Genomic DNA, 17,629 nt, shown 5'->3' with positions numbered 1-17,629 from the left:
AGCGATTGACGTGCGTCAAGGGAGCCGCATGGCAGGCTCAGCCATTCTGGAAGAGGCGCCGTCTCCAGCGCGAGCGACATTGCTCAGCCGTGAATGCCGGCGCGATGTACCTCGTGCCAGTTTTGTCTGGTGTGATCTTCGCAAAGCTCGAATGCGGCTGACGCCCGCGTTATTCACGAGCATGTCCGCTGTGGCGAATTCGCCGAGTATCCGTTTGGCGCAGCGCGCGCACGAATCAGAGCTGGACGCATCAGCCTCTTACGCAACGAACTGGCGCCCCCGTTCATGCGCCAGGTGGGCACGTGGCTGAAGATAGGCGGGAGCAAATCCAGCAGTCGGCGTAGACTGAATGTTCCCCTTCATGCAGCATGTGACCGATCGTTCTTTGAGCGTTCGCTGTCCGCAGCCACTAACGGAGAGGCCGGTGATTTTCGACTGGAGCAGAGGGAAGCGCAGATCGAATGCAGCCAACGATTCGGAGGTACCGGTCGAGGACCGCTACGAGTTGTTGATCGACGCCGTGAAGGACTATGCGATTTTCATGCTCGATCCGACCGGGCGCGTGGCGAGCTGGAATAGCGGTGCGCACAAGATCAAAGGCTACACGCCCGAAGAGGTGATTGGTCGGCATTTCTCGATCTTCTATACGCCGGAGGACATTGCCGCCGACAAACCGGGACGGGAACTCGCGCTCGCCACCGCAGAAGGTCGTGCGGAAGATCAAGGCTGGCGGGTGCGGCGCGACGGCTCCCGATTCTGGGCGGACGTCACCATCACGGCGATACACGATTCTTCAGGCACACTGCTCGGTTTCGCCAAAATCACACGCGACATGACTGAACGCATGCGGCTCGCCGAACTCGAGCATGCAGACGAAGTTTCAACGCAGATGCAGACGGCACGCGAGGACGAACAAAAGCGCATTGCGCGCGAACTGCATGACGACCTGGGTCAGCAGCTCACCGCGCTCAAAATGGGCATCGCCGCGCTGGAGCAACAGATAGCGCCCGACGCGGATGCAACCATGCCCGGCGCGACAAGCTCGCTGCAGGGTCAGATCGACAGTATGTTGGCCTCGCTGCGACGCATAGCCGCGAATCTCCGGCCACCGATGCTAGACGACCTCGGACTCGGTGCCGCGCTCGAATGGTTGGCCGACGATTTCACCCAGCGCTTTCATATGAACGTCAGTTTGCACATCGACATTGACGATACTGACATCACTCCGTTTGCGTCCGCCACGCTCTACCGCATCGTGCAGGAAGCTCTGACGAATGTGGCGCGGCATGCGCAAGCAAGCGAGGTGACTGTCGAACTGTCGACCGACGCCGATGTGTGCAAGCTTCGCGTTGAAGACAATGGCCGCGGAGCCCTCGTGAAAGAGGCGTCTGCCCGCGGCTCGTTCGGTCTGCTCGGGATGCGCGAGAGGGTGCGTCAACTGCGAGGCACGCTGACAATCGACAGCGCCCCCGACATGGGTTTCAGAATCGCCGCGCGCATACCGCTCAGCGCAATTCGTCTGGGTGCGGCGCCGCCCGATTGAGTGACGCCTGCGCAAGCACACGTCATCGGCAAGGTCATGATGAGGTGCCGGCGAACGCGCGAAAACCATTCGCGCGCCCCAAAAGTGGGGGGAGACGCGAGTACTTCCCTGACATCCGTTATGCGCGTTAGTGTAGGGAAACACTGACACCAGTGCAGGAATACTGACCGCAGTCTCAGCCAGACCTGATTTATCAGCCTCGTCCGATTGCCTTTACTGAATTCAGCAGGAACAGCAGTCTTCACGAGGAGACCATCATGTCAAACGCCGCTTTGCATGCCGCCAATGCGCCCACTGAGAGCCCGCTCTGCGATGAACCAGACGCCGCCGGAGACTTCAACCGGATTCTTACGCTAGCCCGCGACGCAGGCATGCTCGTCACGCTCGACGGTCAGATTGGCCGTCAAAAGTATCAAAGCATTGCGGGCTCGTTGCAGGCATTTCGACGCTTCGTGCAGGCGCTGAGCGACGCAACCGCGCAAGCCTCCATACGCTGAAACGACTCCTGGCCGCGTGCGGCCATCGCTCGACAGCGAGGTATGAAGAATGAAACTGACCTTTCTCGGTGGGGCAGAAACCGTCACTGGTTCCAAGTACCTGCTGCAAGGCGCGGAACTGCAAATCCTGATCGACTGTGGTCTGTTTCAAGGCACCAAAAATCAGCGCCTGCGTAACTGGAATCCAATACCTGTCGACGTGGGCAAGCTGGACGCCGTCATCCTCACTCATGCGCATCTGGACCACTGCGGCTACCTGCCTGTACTCGCCCGCATGGGCTATCGGGGACCGGTCTACTGCACTCGCGGCACTCGCGACCTGTGCGAAATCATGTTGCGCGACAGCGCGCGACTGCAGGAAGAAGAAGCTGCCTACGCAAACCGTCACGGCCGGTCGAAGCATCATCCGGCGCTGCCGCTTTACACCGCCGAAGACGCCGAACGCGCGCTCGAACTGCTCGAAGCGCGCGATTTCGACGTCGCCAAGCAGTTAAACGAGCATGCGTGGTTCCGATTGTTGCCGGCTGGACATATCCTCGGCGCGGCGAGCGCGGTGCTCTGCGTTGAAGGAAAGGTCATTGCCTTTTCGGGCGACATTGGCCGGCCGGACGACCCGATCATGCGCGCGCCAATGCCGCTTGCGCACGCAGACTATCTGGTGGTCGAGTCGACCTACGGCGACCGGCTTCACGCGAAGACCGATCCCGCCAGCGAACTCGTGACAGTCTTTGCGGACACATTCCGGCGCGGCGGCATTGTCGTCATTCCTTGTTTCGCAGTCGGCCGGGCGCAATCCATCCTCCACTACATCGCACAACTCAAGGCAACCGGCAGGATGGCTAACGTGCCGGTGTTTCTCGATAGTCCCATGGCGACGAGCGTCACGCAGCTTTACCGGCATCACGTGGGCGAACACCGCTTGAGTTCCACCCAAGCTAACGCGATCGGCCACGCCGCGCAGATGGTGCGAACGGTCGACGAATCGAAGGCGATAATGGGGCGGCATGGCCCGATGGTCATCATTGCGGGCAGCGGCATGGCGACGGGCGGACGGGTTCTGCATCACCTCAAGGCCTTCGCTGCCGATCATCGCAACACGATTGCGCTGGTCGGCTATCAGGCAGCGGGAACACGCGGCGCGGCGCTCGCCGCTGGCGCGCCGGAAATAAAGATCCACGGCGAGTATGTTCGGGTACGCGCGTCGGTGGTGAATATCTCGTCACTGTCCGCCCACGCCGACTACGCGGAGTTGCTGTCCTGGCTGCGCCCGATTTGCCAGCCCCCGCAGCGAACCTTCGTCACGCACGGCGAGCCGGCCGCCGCCGATGCAATGCGACGTCACATCGAAGAGACTTATCACTGGCTCTGCGAAGTGCCGACCTACCTTCAAACGGTGGAACTGCCGGGGTCCGCCGACGAGCTCGCCGCGATCTCGTGCGCAGGCGTCGTCCGCTGCACGACGGCTGATCCAGATCAACCCACGCACGGCCCGGCCTGACACAGTGATGACACGAATTCGTGCAGGAGACCACGACATGAGCGCACTGCCGCAGAGGGCCGCCTGGTCCGTCGACGAACATGAGCTGGACAGCACCGCGAGCATCCACGAAAAGCTGCGATTCGCGCTGCGCTACGCCGTGCTGGCGCCTTCAAACCACAACACGCAGCCCTGGCATTTCATCGTCGACGGCGACACCGTGACGCTCTGCGCGGACCGGCGGCGGGCATTGCCGGTGGTCGATCCGTTCGATCGCGAGCTGATCATCAGTTGCGGCGCGGCACTCTTTAACCTGCGCGTGGCGCTCAGTCACTTCGCGCTCGCTTACGCTATCACGCTGTTTCCCTCGCGTCTCGATCCAGACGTGCTGGCGCATGTGCAAATCGTTCCCGATGGCCATTGCGATGTTGCACTGGCACCGCTCTTTCCGGCAATCCGCCAACGTGTCACGACCCGCGAGATCTTCCGGGACGAGCCGCTACCCTCAGGGCTCCTTCAACAATTCGTCGACGCCGCCGAGGCCGAGGGAGCCGATGCCGCCTGCGCTTTGGGCGCACCGCTGCGCGAGAAACTTGCCGAGCTCGTCGCCGATGCTGACCGCATCCAGTTCGACGACCCGCGCTTTCGCCGGGAACTGGCGAGCTGGATTCACCCTCGACGCCGCGATGACGGCATGCCTGCCCTGTCGTACGGCATGACTGCGCTGCTTGATCTTGCCGCGCCGCTGCTTGCCTCGGTTGTTCGCACGTTCGATCTGGGCGGCGGACTTGCGGCGGCGCACCATGCGCTCGCCGCGGGGTCACCGCTTCTCATCTGCCTTGGGACGTCGACGGACGACGCGCCTGCGTGGCTCGCGGCCGGCCAGGCACTCGAGCGGCTGTTGCTGGTCGCGGCGAACGCCGGCATCACTGCGTCGTATCTTAATCAGCCAACCGAGATAAGTACGCTGCGCGAGCGGCTGCGTACCACGCTAGAAATGGACGCTGTACCGCAAGTCCTGCTGCGCGTCGGACGTGGTCAGCCGGCGGCTCATTCACCGCGCCGACCGCTTGCAGAAAGCGTGTCCTGAAGGACCAACGCCCGTCCGATGAGGCTGCTATGAAGCATTTTTTCAGACTTGGCACGACTACACCCAACGCGACGCAGGCGCGCCCCGTGCACGGCGAGCCTACACCGCGCATCGTCTTGCCCCCGCCTCTGTCAAGCGGCGGCATGCCCATCATGGACGCCTTCTCCAAACGGCGCACGACGCGACGGTTTGCACCAACCGGGCTTGACGACGCAACGCTTGGACAACTGCTGTGGGCCGCCAACGGCGTGAACCGGAAAGATCCCGAAGGAAACGACAGACGCACGGCGCCTTCCGTTCTCGCACTTCACGAAATCCAGATTTATGTCGCGCTCGCACGCGGCATGTATCTCTACGATCCGCTACAGCATGGCCTCGATCTCGTGATGGCAGCCGATCTGCGTGCGTTGACCGGCTATCAGGATTTTGTCGGCGAGGCGCCCGTCGAACTGGTGTATGTCGCCGACCTCGCGCGCATGCAGGACATCGCCTCGTCTCAACGCGAGCCGTTCGCCTATGCAAGCGCTGGCGCCATTGTGCAAAACGTCTATCTATTTTGTGCTGCGGCTGGATTGGCGGTAGCGGCGAGAAGCTGGCTGAACCGAAGCACCTTGGGTGCCGAAATGCGCCTGTCACGCGATAGCGTGCCGGTCCTCGCACAGACCGTCGGCCACTTCGATGCAGCCGATTTGCGAGAGCCGTGATGATCGCTCAAAGCGGCGCCTGACGCTCGGCGTCTGCGGGCTCGCGTACCAGTAGAACAGGGCATGTCGTATAGCGAACGAAGCGCTCGGCAACGCTGCCAAGCACCATGCGCCGAAACCCGCGCCGCCCGTGAGTGCCCATCACGACAAGGTCCGCGCCGCGCCGTTGCGCGCAGCGCAGCAACGCGCTCGCAATATCTTCCGCGAAGCCTTGTGTCTCCACGATCTCGGTGTCGCCCACGACGTTGAGTTCATGCATCTGGTGCAGTGCGTCGTGCAGCAGCGTCATTCCGACCTGCCGTGCGGCGTCAGTCAGAAGATGCGGATCGCAAGCTCCTGCGTAGGTAAAAGCGGCCGACTGATCCAGCACATAGACGGCCGTCAATTTGCCGCGAGAGAGCTTCGTCAATTGAATCGCCTCGCTTAGCGCGTGCTTCGCTGCCTGGCTGCCGTCTAGCGCCACCACAACATTTGCGTACATAGCCGCCTCCTGAAAAACGTTGGTCCTGGCACCCGGAGCCCGCCTCGCAAGTCAGGCGCGAGCAATATGGCGCCCCAAAAACCGCTCAGCCGCATCGAAGGCTGCTCGCACCGCTTCATCCGGATCGTGGCTTTGCCGATGCTCGATGGGAACCAGTTCTCCGGTGCGCAGCACGAGGTCAAGACGCGCATCGAACAGGCGTTGGTCTGAAACGTTGTCGGGCACGTCAGGGCGCACGCCCGGTACGCCGTACCCTGCACGCTCGCGGATAGCTTCCAGCGCCAGATGGCACCCCGAGATGCATCTGCCGAACCGCTCGAGGCGCACCAGTTGCGCGGCCGCCTCAGACTCGATCTGCGCAGACCCCGCAAAGCCGAGATAGACGATCTGCATATCGATTCCCATACCGCCTCCGCGCGAACTGTACTTTCTCTCGACCGCTGCGGCCGCGAAAGCCACGCGGATCGCTGAGTCGACGAGACCATCATGGGCGCGTATCCATGCCTGACGGTTGACCTGCGTCAACGAGGTATTGGGGCCGCGCCACCGTACGCCCCGTTGATCCAGCGCAACGCGCATTTCCACTCCGCGGGTATGGTTCATACGTTCACGGCCATTACCCTGCGGGACCATCATGAAAAAATCCGACTATGCCGGCGTGAGCGCACTCACGCGTCAGGCTCGCGACGAAGCGATTGACTCCGCCCATTTCTATCTTGTCGGCGGCGGTATAGCGTCGCTGGCGGCCGCTGCGTTTCTGATCCGCGACGCCGATGTGCCAGGCTGCCGCATCACGATTCTCGAAGCACTCGGCAACGCGGGCGGCAGCCTCGACGGCGCGGGCACACCGCGGGACGGTTACGTCGTACGCGGCGGCCGCATGTTGGAAAGCAAGTACCTGTGCACGTATGACCTGTTCGACTCGATCCCCACCCTCGACGGCCGCAGCAGCGTGACGAAGGAAATCTTCGACTGGAACAGGACGATACGCACGTCGTCGAAAGCGCGGCTCGTGCGCGACGGCAAGCGCGAGGACGCGCCCGCTTATGGCCTCACCGAATCGCATCTGCTCACGCTAGGCCGCCTCTCGTTCGAACCGGAAGCGCTGCTTGGCGATAGCCGCATCTCGGATCACTTCGACGCTGATTTCTTCGACACCAACTTCTGGATCATGTGGTGCACGACGTTTGCCTTTCAGCCGTGGCACAGCGCTGCCGAGTTCCGCCGCTATCTGCTGAGGTTTGCGCACATGACGCCGGGCTTCAATCAGTTGCACGGCATCATGCGCACGGTCTACAACCAGTACGACTCGATGGTGCGGCCGCTGCGCAAATGGCTCGACGAACACGGCGTCGTGTTTCGCAACCACACACGCGTGGTCGATCTTCGATATGACGAAAGCGGCGAGTTGAACCGGGTTGCGGCGATCGTCTGCGAGCACGACGATCGCCGCGGTGAAATTCCGCTTGGCGAACATGACAAGGTAATCGTTACGCTCGGCTCGATGACCGCGGGCTCGAGCCTGGGCGGCACGGACCGCCCGGCCGCCTGTGACAGCAACAACAGCAACGACAGCAGTGGCGCATGGGCGCTCTGGAAAACCATTTCCGCCGGACGCAGCGAGTTCGGCCATCCTTCTGTTTTCGCCGATCACGTCGACGAATCCAGGTGGCTCTCCTTCACCGCGACGCTGCACGACCCTACGCTGTTCCGCCTCATTCGCGATTTGACCGGCAACGTGCCGGGCGAAGGCGGTCTGGTCACGTTCCCGCAATCGAACTGGCTCGCGTCAATCGTGCTTCCGCATCAACCGCACTTCATCGGTCAGCCGAAAGACGTCCAGGTGCTGTGGGGTTACGGGCTTTTTGTCGACCGGCCAGGCAATTTCGTCGCGAAGCCGATGGTCGAATGCACAGGCCGCGAGATCATGACGGAGTTGCTCGGCCATCTGAAGATCGAGGCGCAGGCCCAGCGCATTCTCGGCGACGCGATCTGCATCCCCTGCGTGATGCCGTTCATCACCAGCCAGTTCCTGCGCCGCAAGCGCGGCGACCGGCCGCAAGTCGTACCCGAAGGTTGGGCGAACCTCGCGTTCGTCGGACAGTTTTGCGAGTTGCCGAACGACGTCGTGTTCACCGTCGAATATTCGGTTCGCTCCGCTCAGACCGCTGTCTACACGCTGCTTGGGTTAGACCGGGCCGCTCCGGCTGTGTATAAAGGTCAACACGATCTGCGCGTGGTGTACGGCGCGGCTTCCGCGTTGCGCAATCACTAACGGAACGATGTTGTGCACCGGGCGGGTGTCAAGCCGATGACCCTCGACGAAGCACGCGCCTGCTCAGGGGAAAACGCGATCGAACTCGACGTAGCACCGCCGAAGCGCCGGGCACGATGCTCGAGCGGCTGAAGGAACATCCGCCTGCGCATGTAGCCCGGGCTCATCACCGGTGTCGCCGACGATGACCCGAGCGGCATTGCCACCTACGCGCAGGCCGGCGCGCAATTCAGCACTTGGCTGGGTCGCGGCGGCGGTGAGGGGCGCGGCACCGCTGGCCATGCTGCTGCCGCGCTAGACGAGCCGGCGAATCAGCAAGCCCATTCCAGCGCAGCGTAATGCGCGAGGTGACGTTCCAATACGCCGACGAACAGTTCGAACGACGCCGTCGCCACGCCGCGCTGCACCTCGGCAGCCCGCACCTTGCATTGCGCGACCGGCGCCTTGCCTGCGAGCAAACGCATTTCTTCGAAAGCGGCTTCGGCGCCGAGGCCGCCGAAGGTGCAGAAAAACCCGACGTGGCGAAACCTGGAGCGGTGCTGGAGCACGTACGCGCGAACCGGCGCCGACACCGCGCCTGCCCAGACAGGCGTGCCCACGAGCACGAGGTCGTACTGTGAAGGATCGAGCCCCGCCGGGACGATCTCGGCCGGCCGCTTGCGCCACGAGTCGATAACACAGCGCAGATATCCCAACGCTCCGCGACGCTCGCTGAGGTCGCAGATTTCCTCGACGTCGGCGGACAGGACGCCCGCAAGCGCGGTAGCAAGCACGCGCGTGGTACCGGTACGTGAGAAAAAGACGATGAGAACGCGTGGCTTCGACATGACTTGCTCCTTTGATGGAAAGCTCACTGGCGCACTCGTGCGCCATGCATGTCCCGAGCATAGAGGGGGACGCACGGCTGCACATGACCCAGGTCAAACCACCCCGTGACCCGCGACGCGTGTATCGCCATTGATCTGCATCAACGGGACAGGCGCCATCGTTCCTAGACTCAAGCTGACCTGTCCCTGCGTTACCTTCACTCTCCCGGAGCCTCCGCCATGAGCTACAAGACCATCGTCGTCCACCTCGACACGAGCGAGAATGCCCATCCGCGGCTCGAAACCGCACTGTCTCTCGCGAAACAGTTCGGCGCGCATCTGACCGGCGTATTCGCGGTGTTCTCGCCCGACCCGCGGTCCTTGTACGTGATGGCCGGTACCGCCGAGTACTACCGCGAGCACGCAGAGCGACGCGCGGAACGGCGCGAGGCGCTCCAGCGGCTGTTCCATGCGGAACTGCGGCGTGCCGAAGTAGCAGGCGAATGGATCGCCGTGGACGAGTCCGCGAGCTTTGCCGTGCCGCGACTTGGCCGCTGCGCCGATCTCATCGTCGCCGGCCAGGACGATCCGGGCGATGCCGAATCGTATGTCGGCGACTTCTTTCCGGAGAACCTGATTCTTTCAAGCGGCCGTCCGGTGTTGCTCGTGCCGTATGCGCGCAATGAACGTACGACGGGCAGCCGGATTCTGGTGGCATGGGACGGCAGCCGCGAAGCCACGCGTGCCGTGCATGATGCCCTGCCGTTCATGCGCGCCGCGCAAAACACCACGATTCTCACTGTCAACGGCATGCAGGAAGACGGGAGCGCACGCATTCCCGGCGCGGATATCGCCACCGTGATCGCGCGGCATGGCGTGCGTGCCGATGTGGTCGACATCGAAACAGGGGCGGATGGCTCGGTCGGCGAAGTGCTGCTCACGCAGGTTGCCGACACAGGAGCCGACCTGCTGGTGATGGGCGGATATGGTCATGCACGCTGGCGCGAACTGGTGTTGGGTGGTGCGACGCGCACGATCCTCAAGTCGATGACCGTGCCCGTACTGATGTCGCACTAAGCGCTGTGCCTCGTTTTTTTGGGAGTGTCTGTCATGTACAAGAAAATCCTGGTTGCCGTCGACGGCAGCGAAACCTCGTCGCGCGCGCTAGCCGCTGCCGTTGATCTGGCGCGGGCGTCGGGCGCGAGGCTGCAGCCGCTTTTCGTCGTGGACGTGCCGCTGCTGAGCTACGACGTACCCGGCTACGATCCGTCGTATGTGCGCAATGCGCTCGTAGAGGAAGGCAAGCACGTGCTCGACGACGCCACTGCGCTGATGGCCGCGTCGGGCGTCAAAGGACCGCCTCGCCTCGTCGAAACGGAGCTCGCCGGTGACGATATCGCGCACCGCATTCAGCTCGCCGCCGATGAATTCGGCGCGGACGTTGTGGTAATGGGCACTCACGGCCGGCGCGGGATACAGCGGCTGATGCTCGGGAGCGTCGCCGAGCGCTTTCTGCGCATTGCCACCTCGCCGGTGCTGCTGATTTCCGCTCGCTGCGCGCCGTCCGCCAGCGCCGCGATCACCACAGGCGGCGCGATCAAGGAGACGTCATGAACTGCAAAACCCTGATCGTGCACCTGGACGACAGCGCGCACAGCGCGGCGAGACTGGGCTACGCGATGGAGGTCGCCGCGCACCACGACGCTCATCTGATCGGTCTATACGCAGTTAGAGAGGAGCCGGTGGACCCTCTTTTCGTGCACGGCGAGAATGTCTGGTCGCGCAGGCGCGAGGCGCAACGCGACGCCAACGAGACAACCGCACATACGCACTTCGTTGCCGGGACCGAACGCGCGGGGGTAAGCGCCGAATGGCGCGCGCCGGGCGGTGTGCCCACGCGGGCGGCAATCACGCACGCGCGTCACGCCGATCTGCTTGTCCTCGGCGAGGAGGATCCAAAGGATCGCAGCGCATTTGTTGCGCGCCATTTTCTCGAGGATGTGATCATGGGGTCCGGGCGGCCTGCAATCGTCCTGCCGTATGCGGGAGCCGTGCACCCGCGTATGGACAACGTCATGATCGCGTGGGACGGCGGCCGTGAAAGCGCGCGCGCTGCAATGGACGCGTTGCCACTGATTAGTCGCGCCACCTTCGTCACGGTCATGACGATGGAGCGGCATTCGCACCATGGCGAACCCGCTGGCATCGATGTGGCCACCTGGCTCGAGCGGCACGGCATCGAGGCAAGTTTCGCTAGCCTATCCGGTGTGTCCGGTGCCAACGCCGGTACGACGCTGCTCAATGCGCTGGCCGATCGCCACATTGACCTTCTGGTGATGGGCGCCTACGGTCACGCCCGTGCTCACGAACGTGTCCTCGGCGGCGTCACACGCACCATGCTTCAGTCGATGACCACGCCCGTACTCATGTCGCACTGATCTCCAGACATCCGCCTCTGTAGCTTGCGCGCACTAGCACGAATCCGGCGTTTCGCGGACAATGAGAGCAACTATCAGTTTTGCGCGCGAATAGAGCGTCGTCTCCGGCCACGTGGGCTGCGGACCTGCCCCGCAACCAAGCGTCGGCCTCCGGCGCAGCATGGCGGCGGCGTTTTGCAGCGCAAGAATTCCTGTTCGCAATCATGTCAAGAGGCGCACATGCTCGTCAGCGGTAAGACGCCCACGCCGCACACTGCGGTGCCGCACGAGCGGTCGAACTGGTTTGCGGCGCGGCCCGCGCTCGCGGCAGCCGCCGTCTTCGTCGCGGCACTGGCAGTGATGCTGGCCGCGCGGCGCTGGCTCGATCCGGTGCTGTTCACCTGCGTCGCCGCGGCGCTGCTCGTCGCCACGAGTGCATTCGTGCTTCTGCGCGCACGCCGGGAAGCCTCTTCCGCGCGCAGCGAGGCAAGCGTTGCAATCAATCAGTCCGGTGTGAACGAAGCGCGCATGATGGCGATCATGCGTTCGTCGATGGAAGCGATCATCACCATCGACGAACACCAGCGCATCGTGCTCTTCAATCCAATGGCCGAACAGGTTTTCGGTTGCACGGCAATGGATGCGATCGGCGCATCGCTCGAACGCTTCATTCCGGAGCGGTTTCGCGCAGCGCACGCCCGGCATGTCGAACAGTTCGGCGTGACGGGCGTGTCCGACCGCCAAATGGGCCGGCAGCGCGTGCTGTCCGGCTTGCGCGCAAACGGCGAAGAATTCCCGATCGAGGCCTCCATCTCGCAGACTCGCGACGGCGGCGCGAGGCTCTACACCGTCATGCTGCGTGACGTCACTGAACGGGTCAGAGCCGAGCACGCCCAGCGGCGCGCGCGCGAGGAACTGCGCGAACTGTCCGCCAACCTGCAGAAGATCCGCGAAGACGAAAAGACGCGCATCGCACGCGAACTGCACGACGACCTCGGTCAGCAATTGACTGCGCTGAAAATGGACATCTCATCGGTCGAAGAAGCGCTTGGCGGGTCCGCCGGCGAGCTGGTGCGCGACCATTTGCAGGGCATGCGCCGCCTGATCGATGCGACCGTGGCGTCGGTTCGCCGCATTGCCGCCGATCTGCGGCCGGTGATGCTCGACGACCTCGGACTGATCCCCGCAGTCGAGTGGCTCGCGAACGACTTCACGAACCGCTATGGCATCGACGTCGAGCGCGACATCGAAACCGGCGACGCCCGCTTCAGCCCGGCGGGCGCGACTGCGCTCTTCCGGATCGTGCAGGAGGCGCTGACGAACGTTGCGCGCCATGCCGACGCCACGCTCGTCACACTCAGCCTGCGCGCCGGCGACGACGGATTCGTGCTGCGCATCGCCGATAACGGCCAGGGCGCCCATCGTGACGGCGAACTGGCGGGCAAGTCGTTTGGTCTGCTCGGCATTCGCGAACGCGCCCACATGCTCGGGGGTGCCGTCGACATTCAAACCGCACAAGGCAACGGCTTTGCGTTGAGCGTCACCATTCCAGCGGAGGCAGTCCAGATGCAGGAGTTGCAATCATGACCCGAGTCTTGCTTGCCGACGATCATGCGCTCGTGCGCGACGGTCTGCGTCATATCCTCAAGGGGGCCAGCGGCTTCGAAGTGGTGGGCGAAGCGAGCGACAGTGCGAGTACCATCGCGCTCATTCGCGCTTCCGCCGCAGACGTGCTGGTGCTCGATCTGTCGATGCCGGGCCGCAACGGCGTCGAGCTGATAAAACAGATCAAAGAGGAAAAGCCGGCGCTGCGTATCCTCGTGCTGACCATGCACGCTGAACAGCAATACGCGGTGCGCGCGTTCAAGGCGGGCGCGTCCGGCTATCTGACGAAAGAAAGCGCAAGCGCCGAGCTTGTGGCGGCGGTGACAAAGGTGGCTGCGGGCGGCGTCTACGTGAGTCTTGCGATGGCCGAGCGGTTCGCACAGAGCCTGAACGAGCCCACCGATCTGCTGCCACATCAACGCCTGTCAGATCGTGAGTTCGACGTCCTCAAGCGCATTGCTGCCGGTCAGACCATCACGGAAATCGCGGCGGAACTGTGCGTCAGCGCCAAGACCGTCAGCACCTACAAGACGCGCATCCTCGAAAAGATGCAGATGCCGCACGAAGCCGCGCTGGTGCGCTATGCGATGCGTCACAAACTGGTCAGCGACGAAGAAGACGACATTTAAACGCCTCCGCGCCGCCCCTGGCGGCCTACGACGCCCGCTGTAGGAATCGCCCTACAGCCCTTCTTCGTCGCCTACTCCAAGTTCGCTCCTCGCCGATGTTATTTTGAGATGGCGCGGCCGATACTTCGAGGCATGAACTCAGGCCTCAACCACCCCGCCCTACGTGTCTTTCTAGTCGACGATGCATTCCCGGTACGGCGCCGTATGGCCGCGCTGTTCGGCTCACTCGAGGGCGTAGAAATTGTCGGTGAGGCCGAGGAGCCCTGTGCCGCATTCGCGGGCATCGAGGCCCGCGCAGCTCACCTTGTGGTGACGGAGTTGCATCTGAATGGCGGTAGCGGCATGGAGTTGCTGGCCTTGCTCGCGCAACGCATGCCTCACGTGATCACGATGGTGCTGACGAACCGATCCGGCGCCTGGTTCCGGCGCGCGTGCCTGACGTGCGGCGCGCAGTACTTTTTCGACAAGACTCGCGAATTCGAACTTGCGCGAAGCACGATCCAACGGATCGCCAGCGAACATCGTGCACGCACCCCTCTTCAACCAGGAGCAAATCATGTCTGACGTTGTCTCTTATCCGGTCAGCTCCCGCACATTCGTCCCGCTGCACGTTGCACCGACGCCGGAACAGGGACGCACCACGGACCGCGCGACGCGCAAGGACGCCATGCGCTGCTCGTCGTGTTCGATGCGTCCGATGTGCATGCCGCAAGGCCTGACGCCCGAGGAGTTGCAGAGAATCGAAGCGCTGATCTGTCCGTCGCGCACCATCAGGCAGGGTGAGACGATCTTCCGCGCGAACGATTCGTTTGAGAGCATCTATGCAGTGCGAGCGGGGTCGTTCAAGACTGTCGTCATGCACCGCGACGGCCGGGAGCATGTGACGGGCTTTCATCTCGCCGGCGATTCCCTCGGGTTCGACGGCGTGTGCTCCGGTCAACATAGCTGCGATGCGGTAGCGCTCGAGGACAGCAAGGTGTGCATCATTCCGTTTCATCTGCTCGAGACGATGTGCCGCGAAGTGAAGGCCGTTCAGCAGCACGTGCACCGTATGATGGGCACTGAGATCGTGCGCGAATCGTCGCAGATGATGCTGCTCGGCACGATGTCGGCGGAACAGCGTGTGGCCACGTTCCTGCTGAATCTGTCGGAGCGCCTTAGAAAGCGCGGCTATTCGCCGGCCGAATTCCATCTGCGCATGACGCGCGAGGAAATTGGCAGCTATCTTGGGATCAAGCTCGAAACGGTGAGCCGGATGCTGTCGCGGTTCCAGCGTGACGGCTTACTTGATGCGCGCGGCAAGGACATCCGGATTCTGGATCACGACGGCCTCATTCGGGTTTGATGGCGAGTACCGCTGCACCCGTCAGGCGGCCATCGCGCAGGTCGGCGAGCGCGCGATTTGCGTCCTCCAACGCATAGGTCGTCGTTTCAAGCGTGAGCCGCGTCTCGCTCGCAGTGCGCATGAAAGCCAGCCCGTCGTCGCGGGTCAGATTTGCGACCGAAACAAGGCGTCGCTCGCCCCATAGAAACGAATAGGGAAACGACGGAATGTCGCTCATGTGGATTCCGCCGCAAACTACTACACCGCCTTTCACGACTGCGCGCAAAGCCTGCGGAACGAGCGCGCCGACCGGCGCGAACAGCAACGCCGCATCGAGTTCGTCGGGCGGCGCCTCGTTGCTGTCACCCGCCCACGCCGCACCCATCCGTAGTGCGAGTTGCTGCGCCGCCTGATCGCCGGGCCGCGTGAAGGCATAGACCGTGCGCCGTTGATGACGCGCCACTTGAGCGACGATATGCGCCGCGGCACCGAAACCGTAAATACCGATGCGCCGTGCGTCGCCCGCCATGCTTAAGGTGCGGTAGCCGATGAGTCCTGCGCATAGCAGCGGCGCCGCTTCGATATCGGAGTACTGTACTGGCAGATGAAAGCAGTAGCGGCTGTCTGCGACTGTGCGTTCAGCGTAACCGCCGTCGATCGTATAGCCGGTGAAACGGGCCTCGTCGCAGAGATTTTCCCGCGCCGAAAGGCAGTAGCGGCAGTGGCGGCATGTGTAACCTACCCACGGCACCCCCACGCGATCTCCGACAGCGAAACCCGTCACGCCGGCACCCACTTCCGCCACCGTGCCGACGATCTCATGACCGGGAATAACGGGCCGCTTAGGACGATCAAGCTCGCGATCGACCAGGTGAAGATCGGTACGGCAAACGCCGCACGCGTGAATGTCGATCAGTACTTCTCCAATACCGGGCGTCGGATCCGGCACATCCTCTTCACGTAGGATCGGTGAGTCACCATCGAAAAGCATTGCGCGCATAGGAACTCTCTTTGGTCAGTACCGAACCTCTATCGCCCCAAAAATAACGGACCTTAGGTTTCAGTCACAAAAGCGGAAGTAACCACTGTGTAAGAGCACCGGCTTTGCGCCAATCTCGTTGAGCAGATCGCTTGCCGCTCGTTCGATGCGACGCCGATTCAATTCGAACGCAGCGAGCAGATCTTCTTCGCGCAGTGAAGCGGCTCCAAAGTGATCTTCCAGCGCCTCGGCGGAAACTGCGCACTGGACCCGGGTGCCATCCACTTGCGCAGGAAACGCGACGACGTAATCGCGCGCGCAATACTCAGGGCATTCATCGGGAAAAAGAATCTTCATGAGAGCCACCTAATTGTACGGCGCGTGCGGTCTCGTCGCCGTGTGCCTGTCATCAGCATAGGATCTACGCGCGGCCGGTCAAATCCACACGCCTTATTCCGGTTGATCGAGGTCAACGGCGAAGCAGCGGCCGACCTTACACTGATCTCATTCCTTCGCACAGGAGCGCGCGCCATGAATGCCATATCCCGTCGCTGCCGCCTCGCATGTACCGCGTTTTTGCTGGTCGCTGCCGCCGCGCAGGCCGAGCCGGAGCCGGCCGCGCTGGTCGATCAGCATCACTGCATGTTTTGCCACACACGTGACGCGCCGTTCCTCGCGCCGTCGTTCGAGCAGATCGCCGCTCGCTACCGCGACGTTCCAAACGCGCAGCTCATGCTTGAGCACAAGCTGCGGTTAGGTGGCAAGGCGCATTGGGGCGACATGGCGATGCCGTTGCCAGCCGATCGTGGCGGGCCTATATCCGCAAAAGACGCACACACGCTGGTGCAATGGGTACTCAGTCAATGACCGCCCCTGCGAAAACCACGGTTCCCGTAGTCCGGGTCAGTTGACGGCAGTTACGTTCGGAGATTGTCATGCGCCTCACAGTTCATCTCGACACATTCAATTGCGCCCATCCGATGGCTTTTGCAATCCTCTGGCTCGATGAGGAGACGCGGCGATGGTCGCGCGAGGGTCACCTCGGGCTGGAACTGCCGGAATGGGGTTCGTTGCACGTGGATTGCGGCAATACGCTCGTGTGCGGCCCCAACGACTCCACACCGCTATGCGTTCTCGAAGGATTGGATCTCAACAGTTGCGACGGTCCCTTTGAAGGCGAAACCGGTCGGGCTCAATGGTGCGCGAAGCGCGGCCGCGCGCTGATGACTGGGCACTGGCATGTCCAATGCATCGATCACGAGCAGGCGCCACCCGAGCATGGCCTCTTCGCCGGTGGCGACGAAACTTGAACCGCTCGCGCGGTGACCCGCGGTGACCGTTCGACAAGCGGCTGTCGATCAGCGAGCGGTCGGTAGCTCCCCGCGGTCAGATATCGGCGTCGCGCGTGGGATTGAGCAACAGCACAAAACACGCAACGCCGCCGACAACAGCAACAACGCCATAGCGAAACACGGACAGTTCGTCGAAAAGCAAGCCCCGGATTGATGCCCCGATGCCTGCAAGCGATACAAACACGGCAATTGCAGCAAATAGGATTCTGGTGTCTGAGCGGATCATGATGTCTTCAGCGCGATGATCGGAGTGGTAAGGACATCATCGGACAGAAGGCCTGAGCGCCGTTGACCGAAGTCAAAGCAGCCAGCCAGGATCATGACAATGTTGCGCGCCGAGGCATTGGAGCCACCTCTCTACGAGCCACATGGCGATTGCCGGTCCGCGCGATCAAACCTGCTTTTCTCAATTTGCGTAGCGCTAGCGAACCGTGGGACCAAAGTCCTATT

At 62.7% G+C, this 17,629-nt stretch carries 21 protein-coding genes; 15 read left to right on the top strand and 6 right to left on the bottom strand.

Annotated elements, in window-relative coordinates; translation table 11 throughout:
- The first annotated feature begins 424 nt into the window (after positions 1-424).
- The 5 genes from OH764_RS23435 (at position 425) to OH764_RS23415 (ending at position 5,311) form a co-directional block, all read left to right on the top strand.
- Complete coding sequence (locus OH764_RS23435; protein WP_498851005.1) at positions 425-1,543, top strand: PAS domain-containing sensor histidine kinase; 1,119 nt, start codon at positions 425-427, stop codon at positions 1,541-1,543.
- 257 nt (positions 1,544-1,800) lie between these two features.
- Positions 1,801-2,040, top strand: coding sequence for a hypothetical protein (locus OH764_RS23430; protein WP_498851004.1), 240 nt, complete (start codon positions 1,801-1,803; stop codon positions 2,038-2,040).
- 49 nt (positions 2,041-2,089) lie between these two features.
- Positions 2,090-3,538 carry an MBL fold metallo-hydrolase RNA specificity domain-containing protein gene (locus OH764_RS23425; protein ID WP_498851003.1) on the top strand — a complete coding sequence of 483 codons (1,449 nt, stop codon included), beginning with the start codon at positions 2,090-2,092 and terminating at the stop codon, positions 3,536-3,538.
- 37 nt (positions 3,539-3,575) lie between these two features.
- Positions 3,576-4,607, top strand: a complete 1,032-nt coding sequence (locus OH764_RS23420) for an Acg family FMN-binding oxidoreductase (protein WP_498851002.1) — start codon at positions 3,576-3,578, stop codon at positions 4,605-4,607.
- A 29-nt stretch (positions 4,608-4,636) separates the two neighbouring features.
- Positions 4,637-5,311, top strand: a complete 675-nt coding sequence (locus OH764_RS23415) for a nitroreductase family protein (protein ID WP_498851001.1) — start codon at positions 4,637-4,639, stop codon at positions 5,309-5,311.
- 7 nt (positions 5,312-5,318) lie between these two features.
- Here OH764_RS23415 and OH764_RS23410 read toward each other — a convergent pair whose 3' ends face one another.
- Both OH764_RS23410 and OH764_RS23405 read right to left on the bottom strand, forming a co-directional pair.
- Positions 5,319-5,792 carry a universal stress protein gene (locus OH764_RS23410; protein ID WP_498851000.1) on the bottom strand — a complete coding sequence of 158 codons (474 nt, stop codon included), beginning with the start codon at positions 5,790-5,792 and terminating at the stop codon, positions 5,319-5,321.
- 51 nt (positions 5,793-5,843) lie between these two features.
- The gene (locus tag OH764_RS23405; protein WP_498850999.1) at positions 5,844-6,197 is read right to left on the bottom strand and encodes a hypothetical protein; all 354 of its coding nucleotides are present in this window, start codon (positions 6,195-6,197) and stop codon (positions 5,844-5,846) included.
- A gap of 229 nt (positions 6,198-6,426) precedes the next feature.
- Between OH764_RS23405 and OH764_RS23400 the strand changes: the two genes are divergently transcribed.
- Positions 6,427-8,067: an oleate hydratase gene (locus tag OH764_RS23400; RefSeq protein WP_498850998.1), complete on the top strand. Its 1,641-nt coding sequence runs from the start codon at positions 6,427-6,429 to the stop codon at positions 8,065-8,067.
- A gap of 311 nt (positions 8,068-8,378) precedes the next feature.
- Here OH764_RS23400 and OH764_RS23395 read toward each other — a convergent pair whose 3' ends face one another.
- On the bottom strand, positions 8,379-8,894 hold the full coding sequence (locus OH764_RS23395; protein WP_498850997.1) for a flavodoxin family protein: 516 nt from the start codon (positions 8,892-8,894) through the stop codon (positions 8,379-8,381).
- Between the two features lie 219 nt (positions 8,895-9,113).
- Between OH764_RS23395 and OH764_RS23390 the strand changes: the two genes are divergently transcribed.
- From OH764_RS23390 to fnr, 7 genes are all read left to right on the top strand, one after another.
- Positions 9,114-9,950 (top strand): universal stress protein, encoded by an 837-nt coding sequence (locus OH764_RS23390; RefSeq protein ID WP_498850996.1) that lies wholly within the window; start codon positions 9,114-9,116, stop codon positions 9,948-9,950.
- Positions 9,951-9,983: 33 nt separating this feature from the next.
- Positions 9,984-10,487: a universal stress protein gene (locus tag OH764_RS23385; protein WP_498850995.1), complete on the top strand. Its 504-nt coding sequence runs from the start codon at positions 9,984-9,986 to the stop codon at positions 10,485-10,487.
- Complete coding sequence (locus OH764_RS23380) at positions 10,484-11,311, top strand: universal stress protein (RefSeq protein WP_498850994.1); 828 nt, start codon at positions 10,484-10,486, stop codon at positions 11,309-11,311. Before OH764_RS23385 ends, OH764_RS23380 begins: the two co-directional genes overlap by 4 nt.
- A gap of 219 nt (positions 11,312-11,530) precedes the next feature.
- Positions 11,531-12,877, top strand: coding sequence for a PAS domain-containing sensor histidine kinase (locus OH764_RS23375; RefSeq protein ID WP_498850993.1), 1,347 nt, complete (start codon positions 11,531-11,533; stop codon positions 12,875-12,877).
- Positions 12,874-13,524, top strand: a complete 651-nt coding sequence (locus OH764_RS23370; protein WP_114199222.1) for a response regulator — start codon at positions 12,874-12,876, stop codon at positions 13,522-13,524. Before OH764_RS23375 ends, OH764_RS23370 begins: the two co-directional genes overlap by 4 nt.
- Positions 13,525-13,656: 132 nt before the next feature.
- Positions 13,657-14,088, top strand: a complete 432-nt coding sequence (locus OH764_RS23365; protein ID WP_498850992.1) for a response regulator — start codon at positions 13,657-13,659, stop codon at positions 14,086-14,088.
- Positions 14,081-14,869, top strand: a complete 789-nt coding sequence (gene fnr / locus OH764_RS23360; RefSeq protein ID WP_498850991.1) for an FNR family transcription factor — start codon at positions 14,081-14,083, stop codon at positions 14,867-14,869. The genes OH764_RS23365 and fnr overlap by 8 nt, the downstream gene beginning before the upstream one ends.
- On the opposite strand, the gene OH764_RS23355 is transcribed toward fnr, so the two are convergent.
- Both OH764_RS23355 and OH764_RS23350 read right to left on the bottom strand, forming a co-directional pair.
- Positions 14,856-15,848: a zinc-dependent alcohol dehydrogenase family protein gene (locus tag OH764_RS23355; RefSeq protein WP_498850990.1), complete on the bottom strand. Its 993-nt coding sequence runs from the start codon at positions 15,846-15,848 to the stop codon at positions 14,856-14,858. The two genes, fnr and OH764_RS23355, sit on opposite strands and share 14 nt — an antisense overlap.
- Before the next feature lie 60 nt (positions 15,849-15,908).
- Positions 15,909-16,193, bottom strand: coding sequence for a DUF1488 family protein (locus OH764_RS23350; RefSeq protein ID WP_498850989.1), 285 nt, complete (start codon positions 16,191-16,193; stop codon positions 15,909-15,911).
- A gap of 165 nt (positions 16,194-16,358) precedes the next feature.
- Between OH764_RS23350 and OH764_RS23345 the strand changes: the two genes are divergently transcribed.
- The gene (locus tag OH764_RS23345) at positions 16,359-16,694 is read left to right on the top strand and encodes a c-type cytochrome (protein ID WP_498850988.1); all 336 of its coding nucleotides are present in this window, start codon (positions 16,359-16,361) and stop codon (positions 16,692-16,694) included.
- A gap of 68 nt (positions 16,695-16,762) precedes the next feature.
- Complete coding sequence (locus OH764_RS23340; RefSeq protein WP_498850987.1) at positions 16,763-17,137, top strand: DUF3564 domain-containing protein; 375 nt, start codon at positions 16,763-16,765, stop codon at positions 17,135-17,137.
- Positions 17,138-17,213: 76 nt separating this feature from the next.
- On the opposite strand, the gene OH764_RS23335 is transcribed toward OH764_RS23340, so the two are convergent.
- Complete coding sequence (locus OH764_RS23335) at positions 17,214-17,405, bottom strand: DUF2964 family protein (RefSeq protein ID WP_498850986.1); 192 nt, start codon at positions 17,403-17,405, stop codon at positions 17,214-17,216.
- Positions 17,406-17,629 lie beyond the last annotated feature (224 nt).

This window comes from Burkholderia sp. M6-3, assembly GCF_050858985.1.
GTDB lineage: Bacteria > Pseudomonadota > Gammaproteobacteria > Burkholderiales > Burkholderiaceae > Paraburkholderia > Paraburkholderia caledonica.
Note: the sequence above shows the minus strand (reverse complement) of the source record. Positions and strands in the feature narration are given on the sequence as shown.